The organism is Acinetobacter sp. 231_lipA (assembly GCF_058243005.1).
In genome coordinates this window covers 2,817,144-2,844,065 of sequence record NZ_JBZAYU010000001.1, presented here as the reverse complement: position 1 = coordinate 2,844,065, position 26,922 = coordinate 2,817,144, and the positions used below count along the sequence as shown (strand labels likewise).

Below are 26,922 nucleotides of genomic sequence, written 5' to 3'. Positions count from 1 at the left end.
ATATTTCGGAACCAGACTTTTTGAAATGAATCGGCCAACTAAATATTAAAGTTTTGGATCACGCATTTGCACCAAATTTGCGTTGGTTTTAGTTAAGGTTTCCATCACTTTATTCATGACTGCTGGTACCAAGGCATCTGCCATTTGCGCAGCTTGTAAGCCTAACTTCTCACCTAAAGTCGGTTTCTTACGCGTTGAGATGACATAAACATCATGGTCAGTCAGCAAATTAAGCAAATAAGCATCTGAAGTTTGTAACTGATCGACCAAATTCAAATCTAAAGCATCTTGCCCATACCAGTGCTCACCTGTTGCTACTTTCTCAACATTGAGCTGTGGACGATATTTTTCAACAAAGTGTTTAAACAGCACATGCGTCTGTTGTAACTCTTCTTCAAACTTCGCCTTACCTTCTGCTGTATTTTCACCAAACATCGTCACTGTACGTTTATATTGGCCTGCTGTGTACAGTTCAAAATCGATATTGTGTTCTTTTAGCAGACGATTAAAATTAGGGACTTGCGCGACCACACCAATTGAACCGACAACTGCAAAAGGTGCAGCAATAATCTGATTGGCGATACATGCCATCATATAACCGCCACTCGCTGCAACTTTATCGACACAGATCGTGAGATTGAAACCTGCATCACGTAAACGTACCAATTGTGCAGCAGCCAAACCATAACCATGCACCATACCGCCTGGGCTTTCTAAACGCACCACAACACGATCACGCCCTGCTTTGACTGTCGCTAAAATCAAGGTGATTTCTTCACGTAAGCTTTCTACCGCTGTTGCCGCAGTATCACCTTTAAAATCTAGAATATAAACTTTTTGATTGGCCTTTTTACGATGACGCGACTCTTTAGCTAACTGCTGAGTCAGCTGCAATAACTCTAATTTAGAGGCTGTAGTTTGCGCAATTTTTTTACGTTGTTCATTGATACGCGCATTTAAATGTGTAATTCGAATTTCAGCGGGAAGTTTCGGTAAATGAAATAACATAGAAATTATATTCTCTAAAATAATACGTCGGTATATGACCTAGATTAGGTCAATGGCATTTTTTTTCAATAGCCATTTTTTGTTTTATTCTGTAATGCGTTATCTTTCACATTTAATCATTTACAAGATGAGTCAATCTCTCAGGCAGCACACCTTCGCATCTTTTGTCCAATATGACTGCAATACACAATACCCATTATCATGGCTGTTTTAGTCACCAGACTTAATATCTGCTTATAACAAAAAAACAGAGCACTTAGGCTCTGTTTTTTCAAATATTTCAAGTTATGCGTATTAACCGAAACGACCGGTAATATAGGCTTCAGTTAGCTGATGATCTGGCTGAGTGAAGACTTTCTCCGTTGAGTTCACTTCAATCAAGTCACCTAAATGGAAGTAAGCGGTACGGTCTGATACACGTGCAGCCTGCTGCATTGAGTGCGTCACAATCGCAATCGTATACTGCGTTGAAAGTTCAGAAATTAGCTCTTCCACTTTCGCTGTTGCAATAGGGTCAAGCGCTGAACATGGCTCATCCATCAAAATCACTTCAGGGCTCACCGCAATGGTACGTGCAATACATAAACGCTGCTGCTGACCACCGGACAAGCCTGTGCCCGGTTGGTTTAAACGGTCTTTGACTTCATCCCAAAGGCCCGCTTTACGTAAGCTATTTTCTACAATTTCTTCTAAGTCATACTTATCACGTGCTAAACCATGGAGTTTAGGGCCATAAGCCACGTTATCAAAAATTGACTTTGGAAATGGGTTTGGTTTTTGGAATACCATACCTACTTGAGCGCGAAGTAACACCACATCAAGGTTAGGGTCATAAATATCTTGATTATCCAACATCACTTTACCCGTCACACGACAGCTATCAATGGTGTCGTTCATACGGTTCAAAGTACGCAAGAAGGTCGATTTACCGCAGCCTGATGGCCCAATAAATGCAATCACTTCATTTTCGTAGATATTCAGATCAATCCCTTTAATCGCTTCAGCTTCGCCATAGTAAACATGTACATCTGAAGTGCTGAGTTTGACTTGTCCTTGTGCCTGATCTTTCTTAGCAGAAGTCTGTGTATCAAACTGCGACACAAAAGAAGTACCCTGCTGACCTGAGGTCGTATTCGGGTTTGTAAATTGAGTGTGTTCTTGATTCACTGTTTGATCCTGATCTAAGGAATTTTTAACAACGGTATTCATATTTTGCCCTCACTTACCAACGGACTTCAAATTTCTTACGTAACCAAATTGCAATACTGTTGAGTCCAATCATCATTGCAAGTAGAACAATAATCGCAGCCGCTGTACGCCCTTCGAAGAAGTTACGCAGCTCATTACCTTGCCATAAGAAAATTTGTACAGGTAAAGCACTCGATTGATCAAATGGAGTCGCAGGTACACTCGCAACGAAGGCGCTCATACCAATTAATAACAGCGGTGCAGTCTCACCTAATGCTTGTGCTACACCAATGATTGCACCCGTTAGAATCCCCGGTAGTGCAAGTGGTAAAACGTGATGAAATACAGTTTGTACACGTGAAGCACCTAGCCCTAAAGCTGCCTGACGAATTGATGGTGGTACAGCTTTCAACGATGCACGTGTCGTAATAATCACCGTTGGTAATGTCATTAAACTCAGTACCAAACCACCGACCAATGGTGCGGAAAGCGGTAAATGCATCCAACCAATAAAGATCGCAGCACCGAGCAAACCAAAGACAATTGATGGTACAGCGGCAAGGTTGTTAATGTTGACTTCAATGACGTCAGTGATCCAGTTTTTAGGTGCAAATTCTTCAAGATAAATTGCAGATGCCACACCAATTGGAATCGAAATAATGATCACAATCAGCATCATGAACAGCGACCCCATGAATGCCCCTGCTAAACCTGAAGTTGCAGGAGAACTACGCGAGTCTGGACTAACGAAAATGTTGGTATTGAAAGTATTTTCCATTACCCCTGAAGCTTTCATTTCATCGGCAAGTTGACGAACTTCTGGGCTCAACTGTTGCTGTTCATCAGGCAAACTACGGTCAATATTTCCTGCGAGCCACACATCAACGTTTGCATCGGCAAGTACTTTAATGTCTTCTTTTTTACCGACCAATGATGGATCTTTCATCACCATATCACGTAAGCGATACGCTTCAGAACTGGTGTACAAAGAAGCCAAATCATCGCGTTTAGAAGCAAGTGCTGGGTCTTTTGCAATCATGGCATTCACGATTAAAGCATCCCAATCCACCATACCCATTTCAGTTTGCCAAGCAATAAAACGCTCTTCAAACTGTGCTGGAGATTCGCCTGCACGCTGTACAGGTTTTGCACCTGTCGTAATAATGGCAGGGTCAAAGTACACGGGTAAACTCATGCTACTTTGCCAAAAAGCAGGTAAGCCTTTCGATAAAATACTGCCAAAAAGTAGCGCGACAAAGAATAAACCTGCAATCACTGCCGAGAAACCAAAGAAACGAAAGGTTTTTTCTTTACGGTGACGTTTTGCCAATGAATTACTGATCGTTTGCTTACGCTTTTCTCGTAATTCTGCCGCAAGTTGTGGATCAAATACTTGATCTGCTGTGCTATTAGAAGTCGTCATTAGTCGTATTGCTCACGATATTTACGCACGATGTACAGTGCAACAATGTTCAAACCAAGCGTAATCACAAAGAGTGTCAGACCCAGTGCAAATGCCACCAAAGCTTGCGGGCTTGCAAAGTCAGTATCACCTGTCAATTGGTTTACGATGGTAATGGTCACAGTTGAAATGGCTTCAAGTGGATTGGCATGCAGTAAAGGACTGTTCCCTGCTGCAAGCACCACAATCATGGTCTCACCGATGGCACGTGATGCTGCAAGCAAGAACGCGCCGATAATGCCCGGAAGTGCTGCTGGTATCACCACCTGACGAATGGTTTCAGACTTTGTCGCACCTAAACCTAATGAGCCATCACGTAATGCACGTGGCACCTGCGTGATAATGTCATCAGACAGCGATGAAACGAAAGGAATAATCATGATACCCATGACGAAACCAGCAGTGAGTGCACTGGTTGCGTTGATGTGTAAACCAACGGACTCACCAAGCATTTTAAAGAATGGGCCAATGATCATCAGTGCAAATACACCGTAAACAATGGTTGGAATCCCTGCGAGCACTTCAATAGTTGGTTTTGCCCATGAGCGAAACCCAGAAGATGCATATTCAGCAAGATAGATCGCGATCATTAATCCCACAGGGACTGCAACCAAGAGTGCAATACCACTGACCATTAAGGTACCCCAAAGTAATGGCAGTAAGCCGTAGCTTCCTTCTGCATTACCAGAGGTACTAAAGCCTGGGTTCCATTCTGTACCGAAGAAAAAGTCGAGTGGACTCACGAAGTGGAAGAATCGCATCGCTTCGCTGAACATCGACATCACGATACCAATCGTGGTTAGAATCGCGACACCAGAACAGAGCGCAAGTGCAACATTAATGGTTTTCTCAACTTGGTTACGAGCGCGGAACTGAGTTGCAATGCGCTTTTTCGCAGCGACCAAACCTGCCAGTGCCGCACAAATCACCACTGCAATTTTGGCAAATGTACCAATGCTTTGAAACTTCGCCAGTTGCTCCGCAGCAGCAAGCTCATACGCGGCTGGTGTATCTGTGACACCAAAACCTGAAGCAATCGCTTCCACACGGTTGATCAACACATCCGTACTAGCAGCATCTAAGGTTGCAGCGACTTGTGCTGGCACGTGATTTAGTACCACATGATTCAAAACATTTGGTTCAACAATATTCCAAACAATCAAAATTAAAAAAGCAGGGATACCACACCACAAAGCCACTAACGCACCGTAATACCCCGGACGTGAGTGTAATTTTGCAGAATTATTTCCCTTACCTGCTAAGTTACGGCTCTGACTTAAGCCCATTTGATAGGCTATGGCAATCAGTGCCAATAACACACCTATAAGTAGCAGATTCATGTATTCTCCACGGTTCTTTCAATTTTCATTATTTGAAAAAACTTAATCCTAGTAAGAAACGTCAAAGGTAGGACTTGCCTACCGTTGACTGTTTCTACGCTTAATTACTTAACCGCTTTGCCTGCTTTGAAGTTCGCAAGAACTGCTGCACGCTCTTTGTCTGACATTGAGATCAAACCAGCACGCTCAAGCTTAGAACCTTTACCTGATACTTTCTTGCTGATGAAGTATTCAGTATATTCTTTTAAGCCTTTGATTGATTTCAAGTGCTCGCCTTTTACGTAGAAGAATAATGGGCGAGAAACTGGGTACGAACCATTCAAAATCGTCTTTTCAGATGGTGCAACATTGTTCACTGTCGCTACGCGTAACTTGTCACGGTTTTGGTCATAGAAACCTAAACCAAACACACCCACTGCGCTAGGCGACGTTTTTAAGCGCGCTAAAGTTTCAGTGTAGTCACCCGCAATCTCAATCACTTTGCCGTCTTTACGGAAAGTTGAACATGCTTTCTTTTGTGCATCTTTATCCATTGCTTTGATTGCTGCATAAGTTTCACAGCCTGCATCAACCATTTTTTCTTGGAACACTTCACGTGTACCGTGGTTTGATGCTGGAATCACTAAAGTGATTGGTTCGTTTGGAAGGCTTTTGTCAATTTGGTTCCAACGTGTATATGGGTTTGCAACCATTTTACCGTTAGATGGTAACTGCGCTGCTAAAGCTGCATAGACGTGCTGTGGACGTAATTTGTATGCTGCTTTGCTTGCATTTGAAGCGAACACAATACCGTCATAACCAATTTTGATTTCGATCACTTGGTTCACACCAGCTTTCTTACAAGCAGCTAATTCTGTATCTTTAATTTTACGAGATGCGTTTGCGATATCAATTGTGTTATCGCCCACACCATTACAGAACTGTTTTAAGCCACCTGAAGAACCGCCAGAACCAACAACGGGTGCTTTAAATTGTGGAAAGGTATTGCCAAACTCTTCAGCAACAATACTTGCATACGGTAAAACTGTTGAAGAACCCGCAATTTGGATTGTGTCACGAGCTGCGTTTGCCGTGGTTGCTACAGCTGCCCCAGAAACTACTACTGCAAGTGCGATATGGTTTAAGCGCATATTTGTTATCTCACATATTAAACATTTTGGAGTACGCCACTTTTTATTCAGTCTTGTACTTTTTTGGATAACTGCATTTTGATTTCAGAATATGACAAGCAAGTTACAGCATTGTGACACTTTCATGATGTTTATTTTTATTTGTCCATGATTCGTTACACTTTGTTCAATTTCACCCAGTTTAAACACCTAAAGAATTTTCCTTATTTTGATATAACACGAGTACGTAGTTCATTTTACATCAACATCTTTTACGCTTTTATAAAAAATAAAACACATTTAGAATCAATACATAAAGCAAAAAAGAACTCCATAGACTTTGATTTCTTTAACATTGAATAGCCCTTCTAATCTATAAAAATTTGCGTATACCCATATGCAGAATCCATATAAATTTTCGCCATTTGTCAGAATTTCATAACCTATAAATGACAAATGAGTGGTGTCATATTTAGAAAATTGAGCGTCATTTAGGTCTTAATTTTTACCTTTTATCCCCCATTTATTTCTTAGAAAATAGCATACTCATCTTGAATACGAGAGCAAATCTATGACTTTTTAGACTCAGGTACCTTTCTTATTTTTAGAAATATTTGTCCAAATAATGGGTATTTCTGACGAAACAGCTTTATCTTTTTTCTAAAAGATAGCTCAAAGAAGGAGATTTTGGACTTCTCCTCCCCTTACTGCCGCCTTAACCATTCATTTTTCGTAAGAAGCGTGACAAGTCATATGAGTGCGACATTTCCCATGACCACTAGCCAAACACATTTATTTACCCCTAATTGCCATGATTATGACAAGGACTTGCCTGTCATTCAGGTCATACCTTTAACTTAAAAATTCATGAAGAAAATCATTTGCCTATTGAAAATCAAAAACCCGAATATTTAGCTTTAGTCTTAAGCATTGAAGCTCATTTTCCTGAAAACCATAGTTCAAGCAGATATCGAAAACTACTTCATAGAAAAATAAAGCATCTCCAACATAATTAAAATTAGATGCTTAGCCAATAGATGTTATCCATTTTAATATTTACAACACATAAAAAAAGGAGCTGATATCAGCTCCTTTTTTAACACAAACAATCGATTAAGCAATTGCAGGTGTATAGGTTCCATCTGCGATTGAACCTTTGATACGATCCGCTTCTGCAAGGACAAGACCAAGCAGGTTCTTCACGTTATCTAAAGTCGCAACTGGACTTAAAGTCGTCATTTTCAATGATTGATTGTGGCCTACTTTAGTTACACCAATATTCGCTTCACCACGTGCAAACAATTCATCTGCAACGTTTTGGTTTAAGGTATCAAGCAATTCTACTGGATAGCCTGCTGGAACCACACGGAACAATACAGATGCAAATTGTGGATCAACCAACATCTCTAAACCAGCAGTTGCATTGATATAATCAGCAACGTCACGAGTTAAAGTAACGCCGTGGTCAATCATAGAGCCATACAGTTCTTCACCAAGCGCTTCAACAGTCATCCAAAGCTTCAACGCATCGAAACGACGTGTTGTTTGAAGTGACTTAGACACGAGGTTAGGCACGCCATGCTCTTCGTCATAAGCAGAGTTTAAATACTCAGCTTCGTAGTGCATGAAACGATAGTTCGCTTCGTCTTTTAACAAGAACGCACCACAAGAGATGGTTTGGAAGTAATGCTTATGGAAATCCAGCGTAATTGAGTCAGAAAGCTCAATACCATCCAACATATCGCGATGATTGTTCGATAAGATTAAAGCACCGCCCCACGCCGCATCGATGTGCATCCACGCGCCATATTTGTTGGTGATTTCACGAATTTGCTTCAGTGGATCAATTGCACCTGCATCGGTCGTACCCGCAGTTGCAACCACACACGCCACAATCTTACCTTCAGCTTGAAGGTGAGCCATGGTTTTTTCAAGTGCATCCACATCCATCTGCGCGTTCTCGTTCACAGGAACGGTCACGACTGATTGGAAGCCCATGCCCATCATCGCCATGTTCTTTTGTACAGAGAAGTGTGCATTTTCAGAACAAATAACTTTGACGTTGCGCATCGCATCGCCCGGCACGCCATCACGCTGTACAGACCACGGATTACCGTTTTCGTCTTTCCAGTTTTTCGCAATACATGCATCACGTGCAAGCAGTACACCCATCAAGTTTGACTGTGTACCACCAGAAGTGAACACGCCTGCCTGACCTGCACCATAACCCACTTTTTGACGAAGCCAGTCAATCAACTGAACTTCCATCAATGAACCTGCAGGACTTTGGTCCCAAGAATCCATCGATTGATTCGTTGCATTGATCAGCACTTCAGCAATTTGACTGGTCACCATAGTTGGACAGTGCAAGTGCGCGAGCGAGTGCGGGTGATGGACTTTTAAGCTTTTGTTTAAGAAAAGCTCAACCATACGTTCAAGCGACTTTTGTACACCCAAACCTTCTTTAGAAGGATTAAATGCAATCGCACTGCGTAGCTCTTTAATGCTACCGCCTGTGTACATTTTGTCGTTTTGCAACCATGCTGCAACTGCTTTAGTCGCTTGGTCCATTGCTGACGAGTAGTCAGCAATGGATGCAGCATCATTGCAGAGTAACGCCTTACGGTGTTCTGCAAAATCAACCATGATTACGCGCCTCGAGTTGCAACAAGTGCTTCAGCAATTGCTTTCTTGAAGCGAGAAACCGCTTCAACACATTCATCATGAGTGATGATCAATGGGCAAAGTAAACGAATGACTGTGCCGTTACGGCCACCTTTTTCTAACAACAATTTGTTGTTAAAGCATGCCGCTTGAATCGCTGCTGCCAATTGACCATCTGCAGGTAAAGAACCCATATGGTCCGCTGGTTTACGCTCATCAACAATTTCAACACCAATCATCAAACCGCGACCACGCACGTTACCGATACATGGGAACTCTTGAGCAAGCTTTTTAAATTCAGCTTGTAAGAAATCACCACGTTCTTGTGCATTTTGCGCAAGGTTTTGTTCTTTGATGGTCTTGATCGTTGCAAGACCAGTACCCATTGCCAATTGGTTACCACGGAAAGTACCCGTGTGACCTGCTGGCTGCCAAGCATCAAACTTACGTTTAATACCCAACACAGCAAGCGGTAAACTACCACCAACGGCTTTAGACATCACCACTACGTCAGGTTCAATACCCGCATGTTCAAATGCAAACATTTTACCTGAACGTGCAAAGCCTGCTTGAACTTCGTCAAGAATCAACACAATGTTGTGTTTTTCAGTCACTTCGCGGATTTTTTTCAACCATTTGGTTGGCGCTGTGACCACACCGCCTTCACCTTGAATTGCTTCAAGAATGACAGCAGCTGGCTTGGTTACACCACTTTCAACATCTTCAATGAAGTTTTCAAAGAAATATGTCAAAGCATCCACACCCGCTTCACCACCTAAACCAAGTGGGCAACGGTATTCATGTGGATACGGCATAAATTGAACGCCTGGCATTAAACCATTTACAGCATTTTTCGCAGACAAGTTACCTGTCATTGCAAGAGCGCCGTGCGTCATACCATGGTAACCACCAGAGAAACTAATCACTGTGCTACGACCGGTATACGTCTTCGCTAATTTAATTGCTGCTTCCGTGCCATCTGCACCAGATGGACCACAGAACTGTAGACAATACTCTTCCTTACCGCCTGGTAATTGTTCAAGTAATGCTTCAGTAAATGCATCTTTTAAAGGTGTCGTTAAATCCAAAGTATGCAAAGGAAGACCACTTGCAAGTGTATCTTGAATACTTTGAATTACCGCAGGATGATTATGGCCCAAAGCCAATGTTCCTGCCCCAGCTAAACAATCGAGGTACTCTGTACCTTCAACATCAGTAACCCAGCAGCCTAATGCTTTGGCTATCGCTAACGGTAATTTCCGTGGATAGCTACGAACATTGGATTCCATCTGACTTTGGCGAGTCAAATAGTATTCGTTAGTAGTATTAGTGGCAGGGTTTACAGAAGAAACGCTCATATCGAATTACCATCTCTGATATGGGTTGAAAGAAATAAGTCGGGTGACTTTTGGTCCTTTGACTCGGCGCTTTATAAATCTAGTCAGATAGCGTTTGGATACTTCATAACTAGGAGGCGGATGATACAGAAATTTTCAATAAAATAAACAGCTTTTAGACATTATCTGCCAGAAATTTACTAAAAAAATATATCATGCCAAACCATAGCTTAAATTATCCTCTTATAGTGTGACAACGTAAAGAAAAGCCGATGAATTTATTTATTTTTCAACTTCGCCACAAAATTTCAAAATACTCACCTTGGTCAAAAAATAAGTTTTTGAAATAAATCACTTTATCTAGGTTTTTTTGAAAAATATTTTGTACCTTTTTTTACAATCGAACCACAATATTTTCGCAAATTCACCACAAATTGGCTTTAAGCTTTTTACAAATGTTGCAAAACTCCTCCTAAATAAAAAAGGAATAAAAATGCGTCAATTCTTCATCCCAGCAATCGCGCTTAGTGCTTTATTTAGCTCAGCAGTTTTTGCTCAGTCTGAGAACCAATTAAACTACAATATTGTCAATGTTCAGGCCGAGGCAACACGCCAAGTATCCAACGATTTAATGAATGCAACGCTTTACATTGAACGTAGTAACAAACAACCTGCCGAACTCGCTACACAAATTACGCAGCTGATGAATCAAGCCACAGCTTTAGCTCGTAAATACCCAAGCGTAAAAGTTGAAACTGGTTCTCAAACCACCTACCCAATTTACAACGATGACAACCAAAAGTTAAAAGAATGGCGTGGTCGTGCTGAAATTAATTTAGAAAGTACCGATTTTAAAGCAGCGAGCCAGTTGATTGGTGAGCTGCAGCAAAACTTCCAAACGCAGTCAATTGGCTTTAGTGTGTCCGACACACAACGTAAGAAAGTGGAAAATGAGCTGATTGTTGAAGCATCAAAAAACTTTCAACAGCGTGCGCAATCATTAGCACAAGCATGGAGTAAGTCAGGTTATAACTTGGTTAACTTAAACATTAATACCAGCAACTACTACCCTCGCCCAGTCATGATGCGTGCAGAAAGTGCAAAATTTGCAGCAGCTGATGCGCCAATGCAAGATGTAGCTGGTGGTGAATCTAAAATCACTGTGAATGCAAATGGTACTGTTCAACTTAAATAACAGATTTCATTCAAATTCATCTAAAAAGCCACGTTAAACGTGGCTTTTTTATTGTGTGTCCATCAAGAAAACTTTAATTCGCCTATTAATTTTAGTGTTTTAATTGCAATAAGTGATAATGGTTATTAGGGTCTGTTGACATTTCAAGTATAGAATTTACCCGATAAAGGTAGCCAAATAAATATACAAGCTAATGCAACTGCCCCCTCATAGCTACACTTTAGCTTATCATATCGTGTTGCTATTCCTCTGAACTGCTTTAACCTACAAAATGCATTCTCAACTAAGTGTCTGATTTTATATAAATACCAATCCATATGATCATTATTTGACTGAGTATTTGATTTTCTTGGAATATTCGCTTTAGTTTTTTTCACAGATATTTGTTCTCTTAATGATTCAGAGTCATATCCTTTGTCTGCACAACATACTTCCGTTTCACTCAAATCAAGTTTTTCAATCATTTTGGGAGCAATCTTGACATCATGTATCGTTCCATCGGAGATAATAATTTCGATTGGATTGCCATCCGCATCAACAGCTAAGTGTATTTTAGAACTATTTCCACCAATGCTTTTAGAAATATCCTGATCTTTTATTCCAGCAGAATGTTGGTGTGCCCGAACATGACTAGCATCAATAAAAACCCATTCCATATCAGCATTTGAAGAAATTAATTTAAATATTTTCATTAACTTATCATTTTTACACCAACGATTATATTTTTTAAAGATTGAGTTATACGAACCAAATTCTTTAGGCAAATCACGCCATGGGCAGCCTGTTCTTATTCTATAAAGTATTGCTTCGACAAAATTTCTCAAATTAGATTTGAAATAGATATCAAAATTTCGGAAAATAGAAAGTAACTTAGACCAGTGTTGATCATTCAGCATTGTACGAGGCATAGCGAGAAGTAAATTTGGTTTGGCGATTAAATTTTACTTTCTCGCTATTTTTTTGAACAGAAAATGTCAACAGGCCCTATTTAATTTCAACAAAGTTCAGCATATGATAGCCGCGCTCTTTATTATGGATTGCGCACAAAAGAATGATTTCATCACGTCTTCATCTGCAGGATCGCAGATTATTCAAAGCCAAACAACTCAGTATTGCGATTGGACTTTCTATGAGCTGCTTGACCTATGCACAAGCAGAAGAACTCACTGAAGCAACGAGCAACAATGTGCTTCCGACCATCAAACTTGAAGCACAAGGCAACTGGTTAGAAGATGCCAATGCAGAGAAAGTGCAAAAGCATGCAGGCGCTCGTACGATTATTAATCGCAATCGCTTAGATTAAGTTGCTGCGACTTCAATTAAAGATGCCCTGAAGCAAGTGCCTGGTGTTCAAGTCCAAGAAAATAATGGTACTGGTGGCAGTGATGTTTCACTCAATATTGGGGTCCGTGGTTTAGCCTCTCGTTTATCTCCTCGTTCTACAGTACTGCTTGATGGTGTCCCGCTATCATTTGCGCCTTATGGACAGCCTCAGCTTTCTCTAGCTCCAGTATCATTAGGCAATATTGAATCTGTGGATGTGGTTCGTGGTGCAGGCTCTGTACGTTTTGGACCGCAGAACGTTGGCGGTATCATTAACTTTACAACTCGCTCGATTCCTCAAGAGTTTGCAGGTAATGTCAGCCTAACGACTGAATATGCTTCGGGTACAGATCAAGTTAAATACAGCCCGAACCTATTTGTAGGCGGAACCTTAGATAATGGTTTAGGCCTTGCTCTGCTTTATTCGGGCACAAAAGGTGATGGCTACCGTGAAGCCAATAATAAAACTGACATTGACGATGTCATGTTAAAAACGGCCTATCAAATTACAGATGCGGATGCGATTGCCTTAAACCTACATCACTATGAAGGTTATGGTGAAATGCCTGAAGGCTTAACTGCCGAAAAATATGCACAAAACCCTTATCAATCAAATAAGTCAGGTAATTATTTCTCTGGTCGCCGCTCAGATGTGTCATTCCGCTATACACATCAAGATGAAAAAAACAACTTTGAATTGCTGACCTATTATATTGACTCATTTCGCACGAGCGACTTAGAGACAGATGTTAGTGCGACCACTTCGCGTATGGATACCTCTCCACGCGACTATAAAGTTTTTGCCATTGAACCGCGCTGGTCTCGTGCATACCAATTAGGTAACTCAAATAGCGAATTTACTATCGGCTATCGTTATTTAGATGAAGATAGTTCTGAGTTCTCAGGTCGCTCATCGACATATGCATTGAATGCACCTGTGACCGAAATTAAAGCACGTACCACAAGTGAAGGGGGCACTAAAGCACATGCAATTTATGCAGATAACCGCTTCGATTTAGGTAACTGGGTCATCACACCGGGACTACGTTTTGAATCAATTGAAACGCATAACAATTTTACTGCCTATAACCAAGGCGTAGCAGTTAATACCGTTTCTCCAAAAATTGATTCAGATGAGTTTTTACCCAGCCTATCGGTCATGTATAAAGCGACAGACAATTGGAACATTTTTGCCAATGCGGGCGTCTCATTCGGCCCACAGCAATACAACCAATTGGCACGTTTAGAAGGTGGGGTTGCGCAAATCACAACTGATGGCTTGCATCCTGAAAAGTCCAATAACTATGAAATTGGGACGAAGTATTTAGGCAATGGTCTAAATGCAGAATTAACCGCGTTTTATTTAGACTTCAAAAAAGAGTTAATTTTAGAACGCGATGCCCAGAACAATGGCATTTGGACAGACTTAGGCGCAACCAGCCACAAAGGTGTAGAACTTGGTCTGGCCTATGACTTTGCTTATTTAACCGATGCGCTTGAGGGCTTAAAACTCTATAGCAACTACACCTTCACCAAAGCTGTGGCTGAAGCAGGCGACTTTAAAGACAAAGATCTTCCATTCTACTCACGCCACACCGCAAATGTTGGTTTAGGCTATAAAGTGAATCAATGGAGTGTCAATGCAGATATGTTTGCCCAATCTAAGCAGCATTCTCCAGGTTCGGGTGATACCTATCAAACTGACGAATCGGCTGATGGAAAATTAGGTGATATTCCAGGTTATTCCACCTTTGCGGTGCGCACAGCGTATGACTTTGGTGAGCAATTTCACGGTTTAAAAATCGCGGGTGGCGTTAAAAACGTGTTTGATAAACAATATTTCACACGTTCTACTGACTCAACAGGCGGAAAATATGTAGGGCAACCACGTACCTTCTACCTTCAAACGTCATTTGACTTCTAAAACTGAAAGTCAATTCGTTAAACCACATTGAACTGTTAAAAAAGACTACATTTTTGTGGTCTTTTTTATTTTAACAATATGACAAAATTATGACTCTCTTCTGTACTTGATAAACACAATCCACTTTCATGACTCTTTCAGAACTTAATTTATCGCTTTTTTCATGGATTAATGCTTCCCCTGAAGCCAGCAATACCAGTATTCATTTTGCCATTTTCATCGCCAATGACCTGCTCTATTGCATGATTTTACTGTTTGCTTGGTTTTGGCTACGTGGTAACTATGACACTAAAAAACAGATATTGAAGGCGTTTATTTTTACCAGTATCGCCATTTTGATCAGCCAATGTATTTCTCATGTGTATTATCACCCACGGCCTTTCGTCATGGAGGTCGGACGCACTCTCATTTACCATGCACCCAATGGCTCTTTCCCAAGTGACCATATGCTGATTTTTAGCACTATTGCCTTTTCTTATCTATTCTCTGCGCAGCGTAAACTGGGAGGCTTTCTCTTGATCATGGCTTGGCTGGTTGCATGGTCACGTGTCTATCTTGGTGTGCACTTCCCTTTAGATATGCTCGGCGCTTTTCTATTGGCTTTTGCCTTAAACTTCTTTGGCTTAACGCTTTGGAATCTCTATAAAGATAAAATCATGCAATGGGTACTCACCATTCACTTTTACTTATTTAAGCCACTTATTCAAAAAGGCTATATCAAATAACTTTTGCTTTAAAACAAGAAATCCCGCTCGAAAGCGGGATTTCTTTAATGCGTTTAAATCAGTAGATCGCCATGTGGTTTCGATGGATCATCTCAAGTGAACGTGCTTCACCTAGGACTTGGTGAACTTTATCTGACGCCAAGCCCTTTACCAACTCCGCAGAACGCGAACTAAAGTTGACACGTCCAACCGCAACACGTCCGCCTTGGATATCAACACATTCAACCACGTCACCGCGTTCAAAATGCCCTTCCACAGCTTTCACACCAACTGGAAGTAAACTACGATGATTATCTTTAATCGCCTTAACAGCACCATCATCCAACACCAAACGACCCGCAGTTTGTAAGTGAGCTGCTAACCACTGTTGATGAGCAGTAATGCGGTCATTGTCAGTAATAAACAATGTCCCAAGCATTTCACCATCCATCAAACGTGCAAGCACATTGTCGCTTTCACCACTGGCAATCAGCGTTGGACAGCCAGACTTTGCAGCCAAGCGTGCTGCACGAACTTTGGTCAACATCCCACCACGACCAAACTTGCCGCCACCGCCAGCCATATCAAACAAACTCTCATCTAGAGCACGCACAGTATGGAACAGTTTAGCGCCTGGATTTGAACGTGGATCTGAGTCGAACATACCTTGCTGATCAGTCAAAATAATTAACAAATCTGCATGGACTTGACCTGCAACCATCGCAGCAAGCGTGTCATTGTCACCAAAGCGAATTTCATCGGTCGAAACCGTGTCATTCTCGTTGATTACAGGAATGACATGCCATTCAATCAAGTTCTGTAAAGCGTCACATGAGTTCAAATAACGACGACGGTCTGCCAAATCATCATGGGTTAATAACACTTGCGCGGTCTGAATATGATGTTTTTCAAGCACACTTGACCACGTATGAATAAGGCCCATCTGACCAATAGCAGCACACGCCTGAAGACTGGGTAGATCGGTGGGTCGGCTGTCTAGCTTCATACGAACCATACCTTCAGCCACAGCTCCTGACGACACCAGAATAATCTCATGTCCTGCATTGTGTAGATCTGCGATTTGTTTCGCCCAATGCGAAATTGCATCTATATCTAAACCTTGCCCATTTGCTGTGAGTAAAGATGATCCGATTTTAACAACGATTCGTTTACAAGCTTCGAGCTTACGTTGCCCATCTACCACTTCTATCATCTTGTCCTCAGTTACTCATTACGAGCTTAACGTACGTAAAACACTTCCATTTCGCCGTCATCTTCATCATCGTCTTCATCATCATCAGCCAACAGGCCTGCAAGGCGTTGTTGGCGACGCATTTCACGATATGCTTCTTTAGCGGCAATAGTTTGTTCGCGTGTTTCAGCTTCAAGCTGCTCACGGAATGCTTTCACTTCTGCTGCATAGTCAGGATCTTCAAGCTCACGTTCACGTTGTTGCTCAATTTGATCCATCAGGTAATACACAACTGGTTTTGTCCCTTCAGACATCAAACCTGAAGTTTTAAATACAGGGCCATCCCACTGCATTTCATCTAAGATATGCTGACACCATTCATCACGCGTATCGTCTGCAAGTTGGTCAACTTTGTTTAACACTAGAACGATAGGTAACTTTGAAAGTGTCGGAGAGAACTTCTCTAATTCACCCAAGATCGCTTTTGCATTGTATGCAGGATCAGAACCATCAATCGGCTGAACATCCACAATGTGAAGCAAAATACGCGTACGCGCTAAGTGCTTTAAGAAACGAATACCAAGACCCGCACCTTCAGAAGCTCCTTCGATCAAGCCAGGAATATCCGCCATAACAAATGAACGGTGGCTGTCCGCATCAACCACACCAAGGTTTGGAACCATCGTAGTAAATGGATAGTCTGCAACCTTAGGTTTGGCTGCTGATACGGCACGAATAAACGTCGATTTACCTGCATTTGGCATACCCAGTAAGCCGACATCTGCCAGTACTTTTAGCTCTAAGCGAATTTCACGGAATTCGCCTTTAAAACCATGGGTACACTTACGTGGCGAACGGTTCGTCGATGATTTAAAGTGAGTATTACCCAAACCACCATCACCACCCGCTGCAACAAGCACACGCTGACCACTTTCAACCAAGTCGCCAATAATGTCACCTGAGTCAGTGTCAACAATCGTTGTACCTACAGGAACCTTTAATACGGTGTCTTCACCACCACGGCCTGCGCAGTTCGCGCCACGACCATTTTTAGCTCGTTCCGCACGGAAACGGCGAGTATAACGGAAGTCTACAAGGGTACTGGTATTATCATCAGCTTCGATAAATACGCTACCACCACGACCACCATCACCACCGTCTGGACCACCAAAAGGTACGAATTTTTCACGGCGAAAACTGGCTACGCCATTGCCACCGTCGCCAGCCTCTACGGTAATGACTGCTTCATCAACAAAGCGCATGCTGCCAATCCTCTAAATACTTTAAAACCGCATATTCTGCCATATTTTACAAAATTTCTCGAATAGAATTATTCAGCGAAACATGAAATTTAGTCACAAAAATACCAAAATCTAATTTTTTGACACTTTTCACCTGATTTTCTTCATTTTTTAATTTCAATGTGCGGACCATTTAGTCGTTCGGTCACTCTTCGACTCATTTTATTCAATCCTACTCAACTTTTACTCCAAGAAGAATTTTCTCATCAAAATAGTGCACTAAAAGAGTAGATTGTTTGATAACAAGACTTTTTTACAGCCTGAAATTCTAATCAAATCCAATCCACTTCCGCACTCCAGAGGAATTCACTCTTAAAGTGTAATTAAGGATTCACACAACCAATCCACATTACTTGTCATCTTTTATTTTAAAGCTGCTACTCGCTCTTTGCTTTCTAGAATTTCAGGCAAACTTTTTTCAATCCAACCAATCAAATACATGGTCTTCTCAGCAGCTTGAGAACCCAAGATCGTCAATTGATACTCTACTTTGGGTGGCACCACGGGATAGACCGTCCGTAGAATAAAGCCATCATGCTCAAGCGTTTTGAGCGTCTGAGAAAGCATTTTCTCACTCACGCCTTCTATACGCTGCTTGAGCTCACTAAAACGATGTACGCCATCACTTAAACAACGCAACACCAGTACCGACCATTTACTCGTAAGATGCTCCAAAATTTCACGAGACGGACACTCCGTGGATAAAACTTGACCTAACAATTTGCTTGTCGCATAGGTGTGCATCATTTCTCTCCATTTGGTTTATTACTTACTTTTTGGTATGTACTTACATTTAGTAAGTTAACAGATTAAGATACAACCATCAAGTATAGAAAACAACCAACATAGGTGAATTATGAAAATTGCAATCACAGGCGCAACAGGACAACTCGGTAACCTCGTTATAGAGCAACTTTTGCAGTTAACTGCTGCCCAGAATATTGTTGTGCTGGTTCGTAATGTAGATAAAGCTGAACATTTCAAAGTCCAAGGTATTGAGCTGCGTGAGTTTGATTATGACCGCCCTGAAACATTAGTTCCTGCTCTATCGGGAATAGATAAGTTATTACTGATTTCAGCCAATGAAATCGGTCGCCGTACACCTCAACACCAAGCAGTGATTAATGCTGCGAAAGTGGCAGGCGTACCTTACCTTGCTTATACCAGCTTACTACGTGCAGACACTTCCCCACTCGGCTTAGCGCAAGAACACCGTGAAACCGAAAAACTGATTCAAGACAGTGGAATCACTTATACCTTCTTAAGAAATAACTGGTATAGCGAAAACTACCTTGCAGGTGTTGCTCACACCATTGAAATTGGGACGCTTTTTGGCGCAGCTCAAGATGGCCGAATTAGCTCGGCATCGCGTATAGATTATGCTGAAGCTGCAGCTAAAGTCTTAACCTCAACGGGCCATGATAATAAAACCTATGAACTAGCAGGTTCAGAAAGTTTTACTAAAGCTAATTTGGCTCAATTCATCAGTCAGGCAGCACATAAGCCAGTCATCTATCAAAATTTGTCCGCCGATGACCTGCGTCAAGGCTTAATTCAAGCCAGCCTCCCAGCACACTTGATCGATGTGATTGTGTATGCCGATGTGCAAACCGCCAAAGGTGCGATGTATAGCGACAGCAAAGACTTAGAACAATTGATTGGACGTAAGGCCACCAGCATTCAAGATGCGATCAAAGCCGCACTTTAAGCCACTCTTTTAATATCCACATTCAAACACCACCAATGATTGGTGGTGTTTTTTATGGATGAATGTTCTTCACGGGCAGTGTCATATTCATCTCCAAGTTCGCAGTCGTACTTCGCTCTATGTTATACATGGTGGCATTGAAGCTTGCTATTTTGCGCATAGTCATTGGGTCATTCAAATTTAACTGTGGCGCAAACTGATGTAACACATGCAGTCGTACTTGTTCATCAAACTCAAAATAGACCAAGCCATTAAACATAATTTTGATCGGGACCTGATAGTCTTGCTTTAAATAAAATGGCACAGCCAGCTTAATTGGAATATCTAAAGTGAGTGGAAATTTAGGCAACAGTTTATTCTGATAAATTAGATCTGTAGTTGTCTCCAACGGCATGTTTTGATCAATCAGAACCTCGGTTTGATAATCAACCGATACTGAAACGGGTATTTCTACTTCAAACTCTAAATTTGCCAAATATTTCCCAGTCAAAGGCAGGTTGATTTTCTGATCAATTTTCAGCTGTGTATCTAAAGTCCCAACAGATTGGGTTTCTAAATAATTACCCACTTGGATTTTTGTCGGTAAGGAGTCTGATAGTTGAATTTGGGCTTCACTCGCAGACACTTGCATACTGGCTTGAATATTCAGGTACAACCAAAACAGCGCACCCACTAAAATTACAACGCACACAAAACTCAGTACAAGCCGCTTCGCAGACTGGAATATCCACATACTCCCTCCTATGGCTTCACGTGTTCTTGAGGTAGAGGTTTTTCACGCAGTAATTGCAAGCTATTAAGTGGAATTTTCAACTCACCCTGCTTGATTTCAATTGGTAATGTATTTTGTACATCCACCGACGCTTTCAATGCCGTTTTAATTGGAACGTTTAAATGGCCCTGTATTGGAATATTGGTCTTAACCACTGTATTTACTGGAATATGTAGATTTTCTTTCAGTACGGTTTTCACAAGTGCATCAAATTTGAGGTGTACCTGTTGTTCAAGTGGTACATCGATATGAATCGGCACATCCAACTGAATTGGAATATTTCCTTTTAAAGGTAAAGTCACATCTCGTCCCATGACTTTCACCTGTACCTTGGTATCTACAGGCATGCTTTGATTAATTTTCAAGGTTTCACGCACTGGAATGGTGGTTTTAATCGGCACCTGATTATCAAAATATACCCGTGGAGTCAAAGTTTGGGTCAGTGGAATATTCAGGTTTTCACGAATCGGTATTTCTGCATTCACGCGCCCTGTAACATCCACATCTAAGGCATCATGAATTTTAACCTCGGCTTGTAAAGGCTCTTGCAGATCAATACTGACCTTTTGATTTTCTAAGGGAATATAAATATTAAAGTGTTTAAACATCCAAATAGCGATAAGCACACCGCATACAGATGCCAACACAATGAATGCCAATCCACTTAGCACATGCTTCACTTGCAAATTCAAATTCCTTTTGTTTTATTTTCTTTTTATCTGACAAATATCATCCTTTTGTCAGCCTAGAAAGTCATTGAGGGCGGTATACCAACCAGACTCTATAATTTTTATCACCCTATTCTACACAGTATTCTAATTATTCTAAGTAAATTACTAGGGATTAAACATTCGCAACTCTTACCACTCAAGCCAATACTTATGTCACCCCAATACTCCTGATCAGCCTCAACCCACAACAACAGCGCAAAAAAAAGAGCCTCAATTGAGGCTCTTTTCAACTGATATTACAAATTATGCATTTGTTTCAGCTGGAATTTTTGGATAGCTTACGCCGCCCATTTGCTCTGCAATACGTAACACTTGGCAGCTATAACCCACTTCGTTATCGTACCAAACATAAGCAGTTAAACGGTTGCCCGAAGTGATTGTTGCTTGCGCATCAAATACACCTGCTGTACGCGAACCGATAAAGTCAGATGATACAACTTCAGTTGAGTTGGTATAACCAATCTGACCTTGAAGGCTAGAGCTGATTGAGATTTTACGAATGTATTCATTCACTTCATCACGATCAACTTCTTTATCTAAAGTTAAGTTCAAAATCGCAAGTGAAACGTTTGGTGTTGGAACACGTACAGAGTTACCTGTCAGTTTACCTTGAAGTGCTGGAAGTGCTTTAGCAACTGCTTTAGCCGCACCAGTTTCAGTAATCACCATGTTCAACGTTGCAGCACGACCACGACGGTCTGCTTTATGGTAGTTATCAATTAAGTTTTGGTCGTTTGTAAACGAGTGAACTGTTTCAACATGACCATTCAACACTGTGTATTTGTCATGCAAAACTTTAAGTGTTGGTGTAATTGCGTTGGTTGTACAGCTTGCAGCAGAGATAATCGTATCTTCATCGAGAATGTCTGCTTGGTTCACACCAAACACCACGTTCTTCATGTCGCCTTTACCTGGTGCAGTCAAGATCACACGTGCAGCGCCTGGGCACTTAAGGTGTTGAGCAAGACCTTCCGCATCACGCCATTTACCCGTGTTGTCGATCACTAATGCATTGCTAATACCATAATCGGTATAATCAACTTCAGTTGGGTTCGACGCATAAATCACTTTAATGAATTGACCGTTAGCAATGATTGCTTCGTTTTCTTCATCAACTGAAATCGTACCAGAGAATGGACCATGGATTGAGTCACGACGTAATAAAGACGCACGTTTTTCCAAATCACCATCAGATGACTTACGAACCACAATCGCTTTTAGGTTCAAACCACGGCCAAGACCAGACTGACCAATCATTAAACGTGCAAGGATACGACCAATACGACCAAAACCGTAAAGGACAACGTCACGACCTTCTACTGAAGTCGCACGACCTTCTACAGATTTAACAGCGGCTGCAACAAATGCATCAACATCGCCACCTTGCTCTTTAAAAGCAACGGCTAATTTGCCTAGATCAATTTCAGCAGTACCGATATTTTCAATTTTAGCCAACGCTTCAAGAATTGGGAACGTGTGTACAACTGAAAGCTCAACGTCCATCATACGAGTGAAACGGTGCGCTTTTAAAATTTGGATAACTGAACGGTTAACTAAAGAACGTCCAAACACTGAAACCACAATATTTTTTTCACGGTAAAGCTGACCGATCAAAGCGATCATTTGTTCCGCGATTTCTTCACGGTTTTTCCAGCGACCTTGGTGTTCTGCGTGTAGGGCGATGATAGTCTCTTTGCTCACAGATACGTCCTCTAATTAATTTAATCTAAGCATAAATTTTAAAACCCAACAATTGTAAAGGATTTAGCGCCAAGTTTGAATCGAAAGCTGTAAATGCATGATGTTTTTTGTCGTATATTCATTATTAATTTAAGAAATGATTGCATTTAGTCTTATGATTTTGCAGTATAAAAATTAAAAAATTATTTTTTCAGATAAAAAATAAGCAGTTACACAAATGATGTTTTATCAAACAGTCAACTATTCTTGAAGAGCAAGAAACAAATTAGAAACTTGCTGATCGCCCAAATTCCAGCCCACTGACAGCTCCGAACATCATCAAATTAGTCTGAATGTTGCTGTTTTTCAAAATGCTCAATATTTCGTTCGAGCTGTTTTTTATTTTGTTGCTGTTTATATAAATGCAACACACCTTCAATAATAAGCAATAAGACTGCGAACCAAATTGGAATATAAGTAAACCACTCACCTGCCTCTATACGCTCTCCCATGGCAACTGATGCTCCTGCCAGTAAAACTGGCTCCAAATAACTCAGCAAACCAAAAATCACAAAAGGTAAATAACGACTCGCGAGTATATAACTTCCGAGCCCCATCGCACTTAAGAAACCCAGTCCGATGACCGCCAAAATAAGATGTGAAAACTGTTGTATCAAAGCCAAACTATCGCTATGCACAAAGCCCAAATAGAACGCGACAGGTAAAATTAAAAACAGATCCCACCAGAAGCCACCCAAATGATCCGTTTTACAAACACGGCGCAGGAAAAAATACAAAGGATAAGCCAAAGCGATATAGACCGTTTCCCATGCCATGCTACCAATACGCCAAATTTCATGTCCTACCCCAAGCACAGCAAGGGCCACCGCGGCCATTTGCCAGCGGGATAGCTTTTCCTTGTAAAGGATGCAACCAACCAACACCATGACCAAAGGCAGTAAAAAATAGCCGAGCGACACCTGTAGGCCGCGACCATTCATGGGCCCCCATAAAAATAGCCACAACTGCGTGGTACATAAAACCGAACTAAACAATAACCAAGCAAACATCCAAGGTTGTTTAAAGATACGCTTAAACAACTCCGAAATGAGTTTTAAATCGCCACTCCACCACATGAACGCGGTGAGAAATGGCAAGGTCGAAAGCATACGCCAAGCAAAAGTTTGTTCACTATCTAAAGGCTTTAAAAAAAAGGTATAAAAATACAAAACCCCAAAAGTGACGGATGCTAAAACCGATAGTGCAACACCTTTATACATCCTTCACTCCACATTGATTTACACGATTTTTTACCAAGTTCCGATTATAAAGCGTTCGACTGTATAAAGCTTTATTATTCAAGTTTTAAAATACGTATATGAAACTAAAAAAGCCATGCTTCAGCATGGCTTTCAAGGCTTAATAGATTTTACTTTTGCAATTGTTTGGTATGAATCAGATCATTCAAATCATAACCCACTGACTTTGCATATTCTAAGTACTCATTAATGACTTTTTGGTCTGGTTGAGGCGAACGAGAAAGTACCCACATATACTTACGTCGTGGCTCACCCACTAAAACCGTTTGATAGTCATCATCAATTTTTAAAATCCAATAATCCCCTCGTGCCACAGGTAACCAACGCACCGCCTCAGGTAAAAAACTCACTTTCAACTTACTATTAAAAGGTGGGTTTTGTACAAATGCTTCACCTATGGACTGCATCAGCTTGCCATCTTGAGCATAACAGCGGTTATCTACTGTCACATTGCCATTTTCATTCAGGGTATAGGTAGCCGAGACATTACTTCCGCATTTATTTTGGAAGTACATGGGCTTACGTGCAATTTCGTACCAAACACCCAAATAACGGTCTAATTCAACCTTATCCACCACGGCTAAGGGTTTGCTCTGGGCATAAGCCATGGTTGCCATGCCTAACCCGACTAAAACAGCACCACCTACAGCAATTTTGGCAAGCGTAAAACCCGCCTTTGGAAGATTTGCAGACATAAACTGTACCTTTAATATTTCAGAATTTATGATCTAAAAATAAACATCTCTTTAAAAAATAATGCTTTCTGCCCAAATTACTGTAGCGTTATGTAAATGCAACTTAGGTTAGAAGTTGTGCTTTTAAGCGCAAAATTTCATCTCGCAGACGTGCAGCTTGCTCAAACTGTAGCTCTTTAGAAGCTTTTAACATTTCTTTTTCCAGCTTGCTTAAGTGCTTGGCAAGAAGTTTCGGATCGGACAGCAAATGCTGCTCATCTGCACTGAGCGTTTGGTGTTGATCTGTGATACCACTTTCAACTTGATCGTCTGTAAGCACTTCACCTGTATCAATATCCTTTTTATTTTGTCTGATGGTGCTACGCGGAATAATGCCATGCAGCTCATTAAAAGCCATTTGTTTTTCACGACGGCGGGCAGTTTCATCGATGGCTTTTTGCATCGAATCGGTAATCCGATCACCATATAAAATCGCTTTGCCTTTTACATTACGCGCTGCACGACCAATGGTTTGAATCAAAGAGCGCTCAGAACGCAAGAAACCCTCTTTGTCCGCATCCAAAATCGCCACCAAAGACACTTCAGGCATGTCCAAGCCTTCACGCAGTAAGTTAATCCCGACGAGGACATCATAGACACCTGAACGTAAGTCATGAATAATTTTCACCCGTTCAACGGTATCAATATCTGAGTGCAGATAGGCAACCTTGACGCCATATTCTTTTAAGTACGAACTTAAATCTTCTGCCATACGTTTGGTTAAGGTGGTAACCAAAACGCGCTCATCTAGATCTTTACGGATATTGATCTCAGACAAGACATCATCAACTTGAGTCAATACCGGACGCACTTCAATTTCGGGGTCAATCAACCCTGTAGGACGAACCACCTGCTCGGCCACTTGTTCGGCTTTTTCAAGCTCGTATTTGGCTGGTGTGGCACTGACATAAATTGTAGCTGGGGTAATCCGCTCCCACTCTTCAAACTGCATTGGACGGTTATCTAGAGCACTAGGGAGACGGAAACCATAATTCACCAAGTTTTCTTTACGCGAACGGTCACCTTTATACATCGCGCCAATTTGCGGCACAGTCACGTGTGACTCATCAATAATCAGTAAGGCATCGTCAGGAACATAATCAAATAAGGTTGGCGGCGCTTCGCCCGCAGGACGACCTGACAAATGACGTGAATAGTTTTCAATACCGTTGGTATAGCCCAACTGCTGCATCATTTCCAAATCATAACGGGTACGTTGTTCAATTCGCTGTGCTTCAAGCAATTTGTCATGTGCACGGAAGAATCCTAAACGATCTTTTAACTCTTCACGAATCGTCCCAATAGCGCGTTCTAAATTATCTTTCGGTGTTACATAGTGACTTTTTGGATAAATTGTTACACGCGGAACTTTACGTACCAGTTTGCCTGTCAGTGGATCAAACCAACGAATCAAATCGACTTCATCATCAAACAACTCAATCCGAATTGCGTGCTGGTCCGATTCCGCAGGGAAAATATCAATAATTTCCCCACGAATACGATAGGTACCGCGTAAAAACTCAAGCTCATTACGGCTATACTGCATTTCCACCAAACGACGAATGATGTCATCACGCGCAATACGATCACCCTGTACAATATGTAGCAACATGCTCATATAGGCATTGGGATCACCCAAACCATAAATAGCAGAAACTGAAGCAACAATAATTGCATCGCGACGTTCTAAGAGCGACCGTGTTGCAGATAAACGCATTTGGTCAATGTGGTCATTGATCGCTGAATCTTTTTCAATAAATGTGTCTGAAGATGGCACATAGGCTTCGGGTTGGTAATAGTCATAATAACTGACAAAATATTCGACGGCATTGTTCGGAAAGAAAGATTTGAACTCACCATAAAGCTGTGCGGCTAAGGTTTTATTATGTGCCATGACAATGGTCGGACGTTGCGTCCGCGCAATCACGTTGGCCATGGTATAGGTTTTACCTGAACCCGTAACCCCAAGTAACAACTGGTCGTGATAGCCCTTTTCTATTCCAGCAACAAGCTTTTCGATGGCTTGCGGCTGATCACCTGCGGGTTGGTAATTGGTGACTAAATCAAAAGGTTGTTTCTCACTCACAGACATATCCCAAGATTTGCTTCTTCAACCGACTATTTTAACAGATTCAATCCCGAGCAATTCTTGCTTTTAGATTTTTAATGTAATTTACTGAAAATATTACAAAGATTTTTCACTTGACCCTCCCGTATTTCAAGGGCAACAT

At 41.4% G+C, this 26,922-nt stretch carries 20 protein-coding genes and 1 pseudogene; 4 read left to right on the top strand and 17 right to left on the bottom strand.

Annotation, left to right across the window (positions count from 1 at the left end; all coding sequences use genetic code 11):
• Positions 1 to 45 precede the first annotated feature (45 nt).
• The 7 genes from sohB to AC4CUX_RS13900 form a co-directional block, all read right to left on the bottom strand.
• Positions 46 to 1,017 (bottom strand): protease SohB, encoded by a 972-nt coding sequence (gene sohB / locus AC4CUX_RS13930; RefSeq protein WP_341767780.1) that lies wholly within the window; start codon positions 1,015 to 1,017, stop codon positions 46 to 48.
• 285 nt (positions 1,018 to 1,302) lie between these two features.
• The gene (gene pstB / locus AC4CUX_RS13925) at positions 1,303 to 2,217 is read right to left on the bottom strand and encodes a phosphate ABC transporter ATP-binding protein PstB (RefSeq protein ID WP_004693593.1); all 915 of its coding nucleotides are present in this window, start codon (positions 2,215 to 2,217) and stop codon (positions 1,303 to 1,305) included.
• A 13-nt stretch (positions 2,218 to 2,230) separates the two neighbouring features.
• Complete coding sequence (gene pstA / locus AC4CUX_RS13920) at positions 2,231 to 3,619, bottom strand: phosphate ABC transporter permease PstA (protein WP_125280434.1); 1,389 nt, start codon at positions 3,617 to 3,619, stop codon at positions 2,231 to 2,233.
• Complete coding sequence (gene pstC / locus AC4CUX_RS13915) at positions 3,619 to 4,998, bottom strand: phosphate ABC transporter permease subunit PstC (protein ID WP_125280435.1); 1,380 nt, start codon at positions 4,996 to 4,998, stop codon at positions 3,619 to 3,621. The genes pstA and pstC overlap by 1 nt, the downstream gene beginning before the upstream one ends.
• A gap of 104 nt (positions 4,999 to 5,102) precedes the next feature.
• Positions 5,103 to 6,128, bottom strand: a complete 1,026-nt coding sequence (locus AC4CUX_RS13910; RefSeq protein WP_004693599.1) for a substrate-binding domain-containing protein — start codon at positions 6,126 to 6,128, stop codon at positions 5,103 to 5,105.
• 1,092 nt (positions 6,129 to 7,220) lie between these two features.
• On the bottom strand, positions 7,221 to 8,753 hold the full coding sequence (locus AC4CUX_RS13905) for a pyridoxal phosphate-dependent decarboxylase family protein (RefSeq protein ID WP_151837280.1): 1,533 nt from the start codon (positions 8,751 to 8,753) through the stop codon (positions 7,221 to 7,223).
• Between the two features lie 2 nt (positions 8,754 to 8,755).
• A complete protein-coding gene (locus AC4CUX_RS13900) occupies positions 8,756 to 10,129 on the bottom strand; it encodes a diaminobutyrate--2-oxoglutarate transaminase (protein WP_004693606.1) in 1,374 nt (457 codons plus the stop codon).
• A 472-nt stretch (positions 10,130 to 10,601) separates the two neighbouring features.
• Between AC4CUX_RS13900 and AC4CUX_RS13895 the strand changes: the two genes are divergently transcribed.
• Positions 10,602 to 11,303: an SIMPL domain-containing protein gene (locus AC4CUX_RS13895; RefSeq protein ID WP_004693610.1), complete on the top strand. Its 702-nt coding sequence runs from the start codon at positions 10,602 to 10,604 to the stop codon at positions 11,301 to 11,303.
• A gap of 143 nt (positions 11,304 to 11,446) precedes the next feature.
• Here the strand turns inward: AC4CUX_RS13895 and AC4CUX_RS13890 are convergent, their stop codons facing one another.
• Positions 11,447 to 12,211, bottom strand: a complete 765-nt coding sequence (locus AC4CUX_RS13890) for an IS5 family transposase (protein ID WP_078426309.1) — start codon at positions 12,209 to 12,211, stop codon at positions 11,447 to 11,449.
• 143 nt (positions 12,212 to 12,354) lie between these two features.
• Here AC4CUX_RS13890 and AC4CUX_RS13885 point away from each other — a divergent pair.
• Both AC4CUX_RS13885 and AC4CUX_RS13880 read left to right on the top strand, forming a co-directional pair.
• Positions 12,355 to 14,550: pseudogene (locus AC4CUX_RS13885) on the top strand (TonB-dependent receptor family protein).
• A gap of 128 nt (positions 14,551 to 14,678) precedes the next feature.
• Complete coding sequence (locus tag AC4CUX_RS13880; protein ID WP_151836710.1) at positions 14,679 to 15,275, top strand: phosphatase PAP2 family protein; 597 nt, start codon at positions 14,679 to 14,681, stop codon at positions 15,273 to 15,275.
• A 58-nt stretch (positions 15,276 to 15,333) separates the two neighbouring features.
• On the opposite strand, the gene proB is transcribed toward AC4CUX_RS13880, so the two are convergent.
• The 3 genes from proB to AC4CUX_RS13865 form a co-directional block, all read right to left on the bottom strand.
• Positions 15,334 to 16,467 carry a glutamate 5-kinase gene (gene proB, locus AC4CUX_RS13875; protein ID WP_151836711.1) on the bottom strand — a complete coding sequence of 378 codons (1,134 nt, stop codon included), beginning with the start codon at positions 16,465 to 16,467 and terminating at the stop codon, positions 15,334 to 15,336.
• A 26-nt stretch (positions 16,468 to 16,493) separates the two neighbouring features.
• Positions 16,494 to 17,708 carry an Obg family GTPase CgtA gene (gene cgtA, locus AC4CUX_RS13870; RefSeq protein ID WP_004980365.1) on the bottom strand — a complete coding sequence of 405 codons (1,215 nt, stop codon included), beginning with the start codon at positions 17,706 to 17,708 and terminating at the stop codon, positions 16,494 to 16,496.
• 402 nt (positions 17,709 to 18,110) lie between these two features.
• Positions 18,111 to 18,491, bottom strand: a complete 381-nt coding sequence (locus tag AC4CUX_RS13865) for a winged helix-turn-helix transcriptional regulator (protein WP_004980366.1) — start codon at positions 18,489 to 18,491, stop codon at positions 18,111 to 18,113.
• 112 nt (positions 18,492 to 18,603) lie between these two features.
• On the opposite strand from AC4CUX_RS13865, the gene AC4CUX_RS13860 reads away from it, so the two are divergent.
• Entirely contained in the window at positions 18,604 to 19,455 is an 852-nt protein-coding gene (locus AC4CUX_RS13860) for an SDR family oxidoreductase (protein ID WP_151836712.1), read from the top strand.
• A 52-nt stretch (positions 19,456 to 19,507) separates the two neighbouring features.
• Here the strand turns inward: AC4CUX_RS13860 and AC4CUX_RS13855 are convergent, their stop codons facing one another.
• The 6 genes from AC4CUX_RS13855 to uvrB all read right to left on the bottom strand — a co-directional run bounded on the left by AC4CUX_RS13855 (position 19,508) and on the right by uvrB (position 26,777).
• Positions 19,508 to 20,188 (bottom strand): hypothetical protein, encoded by a 681-nt coding sequence (locus tag AC4CUX_RS13855; RefSeq protein ID WP_151836713.1) that lies wholly within the window; start codon positions 20,186 to 20,188, stop codon positions 19,508 to 19,510.
• A gap of 8 nt (positions 20,189 to 20,196) precedes the next feature.
• A complete protein-coding gene (locus AC4CUX_RS13850; protein WP_151836714.1) occupies positions 20,197 to 20,913 on the bottom strand; it encodes an MFS transporter in 717 nt (238 codons plus the stop codon).
• A gap of 288 nt (positions 20,914 to 21,201) precedes the next feature.
• Positions 21,202 to 22,659 carry a glyceraldehyde-3-phosphate dehydrogenase gene (locus AC4CUX_RS13845; RefSeq protein WP_004980374.1) on the bottom strand — a complete coding sequence of 486 codons (1,458 nt, stop codon included), beginning with the start codon at positions 22,657 to 22,659 and terminating at the stop codon, positions 21,202 to 21,204.
• A 323-nt stretch (positions 22,660 to 22,982) separates the two neighbouring features.
• Positions 22,983 to 23,918, bottom strand: coding sequence for an EamA family transporter RarD (gene rarD / locus AC4CUX_RS13840; RefSeq protein ID WP_151836715.1), 936 nt, complete (start codon positions 23,916 to 23,918; stop codon positions 22,983 to 22,985).
• Between the two features lie 149 nt (positions 23,919 to 24,067).
• On the bottom strand, positions 24,068 to 24,652 hold the full coding sequence (locus AC4CUX_RS13835) for a lipocalin family protein (RefSeq protein ID WP_004693638.1): 585 nt from the start codon (positions 24,650 to 24,652) through the stop codon (positions 24,068 to 24,070).
• Between the two features lie 103 nt (positions 24,653 to 24,755).
• Entirely contained in the window at positions 24,756 to 26,777 is a 2,022-nt protein-coding gene (gene uvrB / locus AC4CUX_RS13830; RefSeq protein ID WP_151836716.1) for an excinuclease ABC subunit UvrB, read from the bottom strand.
• Positions 26,778 to 26,922 lie beyond the last annotated feature (145 nt).

What these genes read in the sequence shown, in the direction of transcription:
- pstC (WP_125280435.1), bottom strand. Translation starts at nt 4,998, where the DNA reads ATGAATCTGCTACTTATAGGTGTGTTATTGGCACTGATTGCCATAGCC.
- AC4CUX_RS13910 (WP_004693599.1), bottom strand. Translation starts at nt 6,128, where the DNA reads ATGCGCTTAAACCATATCGCACTTGCAGTAGTAGTTTCTGGGGCAGCT.
- pstA (WP_125280434.1), bottom strand. Translation starts at nt 3,619, where the DNA reads ATGACGACTTCTAATAGCACAGCAGATCAAGTATTTGATCCACAACTT.
- AC4CUX_RS13895 (WP_004693610.1), top strand. Translation starts at nt 10,602, where the DNA reads ATGCGTCAATTCTTCATCCCAGCAATCGCGCTTAGTGCTTTATTTAGC.
- AC4CUX_RS13865 (WP_004980366.1), bottom strand. Translation starts at nt 18,491, where the DNA reads ATGCACACCTATGCGACAAGCAAATTGTTAGGTCAAGTTTTATCCACG.
- AC4CUX_RS13900 (WP_004693606.1), bottom strand. Translation starts at nt 10,129, where the DNA reads ATGAGCGTTTCTTCTGTAAACCCTGCCACTAATACTACTAACGAATAC.
- AC4CUX_RS13890 (WP_078426309.1), bottom strand. Translation starts at nt 12,211, where the DNA reads ATGCCTCGTACAATGCTGAATGATCAACACTGGTCTAAGTTACTTTCT.
- rarD (WP_151836715.1), bottom strand. Translation starts at nt 23,918, where the DNA reads ATGTATAAAGGTGTTGCACTATCGGTTTTAGCATCCGTCACTTTTGGG.
- AC4CUX_RS13835 (WP_004693638.1), bottom strand. Translation starts at nt 24,652, where the DNA reads ATGTCTGCAAATCTTCCAAAGGCGGGTTTTACGCTTGCCAAAATTGCT.
- pstB (WP_004693593.1), bottom strand. Translation starts at nt 2,217, where the DNA reads ATGAATACCGTTGTTAAAAATTCCTTAGATCAGGATCAAACAGTGAAT.
- AC4CUX_RS13880 (WP_151836710.1), top strand. Translation starts at nt 14,679, where the DNA reads ATGACTCTTTCAGAACTTAATTTATCGCTTTTTTCATGGATTAATGCT.
- cgtA (WP_004980365.1), bottom strand. Translation starts at nt 17,708, where the DNA reads ATGCGCTTTGTTGATGAAGCAGTCATTACCGTAGAGGCTGGCGACGGT.
- AC4CUX_RS13855 (WP_151836713.1), bottom strand. Translation starts at nt 20,188, where the DNA reads ATGTGGATATTCCAGTCTGCGAAGCGGCTTGTACTGAGTTTTGTGTGC.
- proB (WP_151836711.1), bottom strand. Translation starts at nt 16,467, where the DNA reads ATGATAGAAGTGGTAGATGGGCAACGTAAGCTCGAAGCTTGTAAACGA.
- AC4CUX_RS13860 (WP_151836712.1), top strand. Translation starts at nt 18,604, where the DNA reads ATGAAAATTGCAATCACAGGCGCAACAGGACAACTCGGTAACCTCGTT.
- AC4CUX_RS13905 (WP_151837280.1), bottom strand. Translation starts at nt 8,753, where the DNA reads ATGGTTGATTTTGCAGAACACCGTAAGGCGTTACTCTGCAATGATGCT.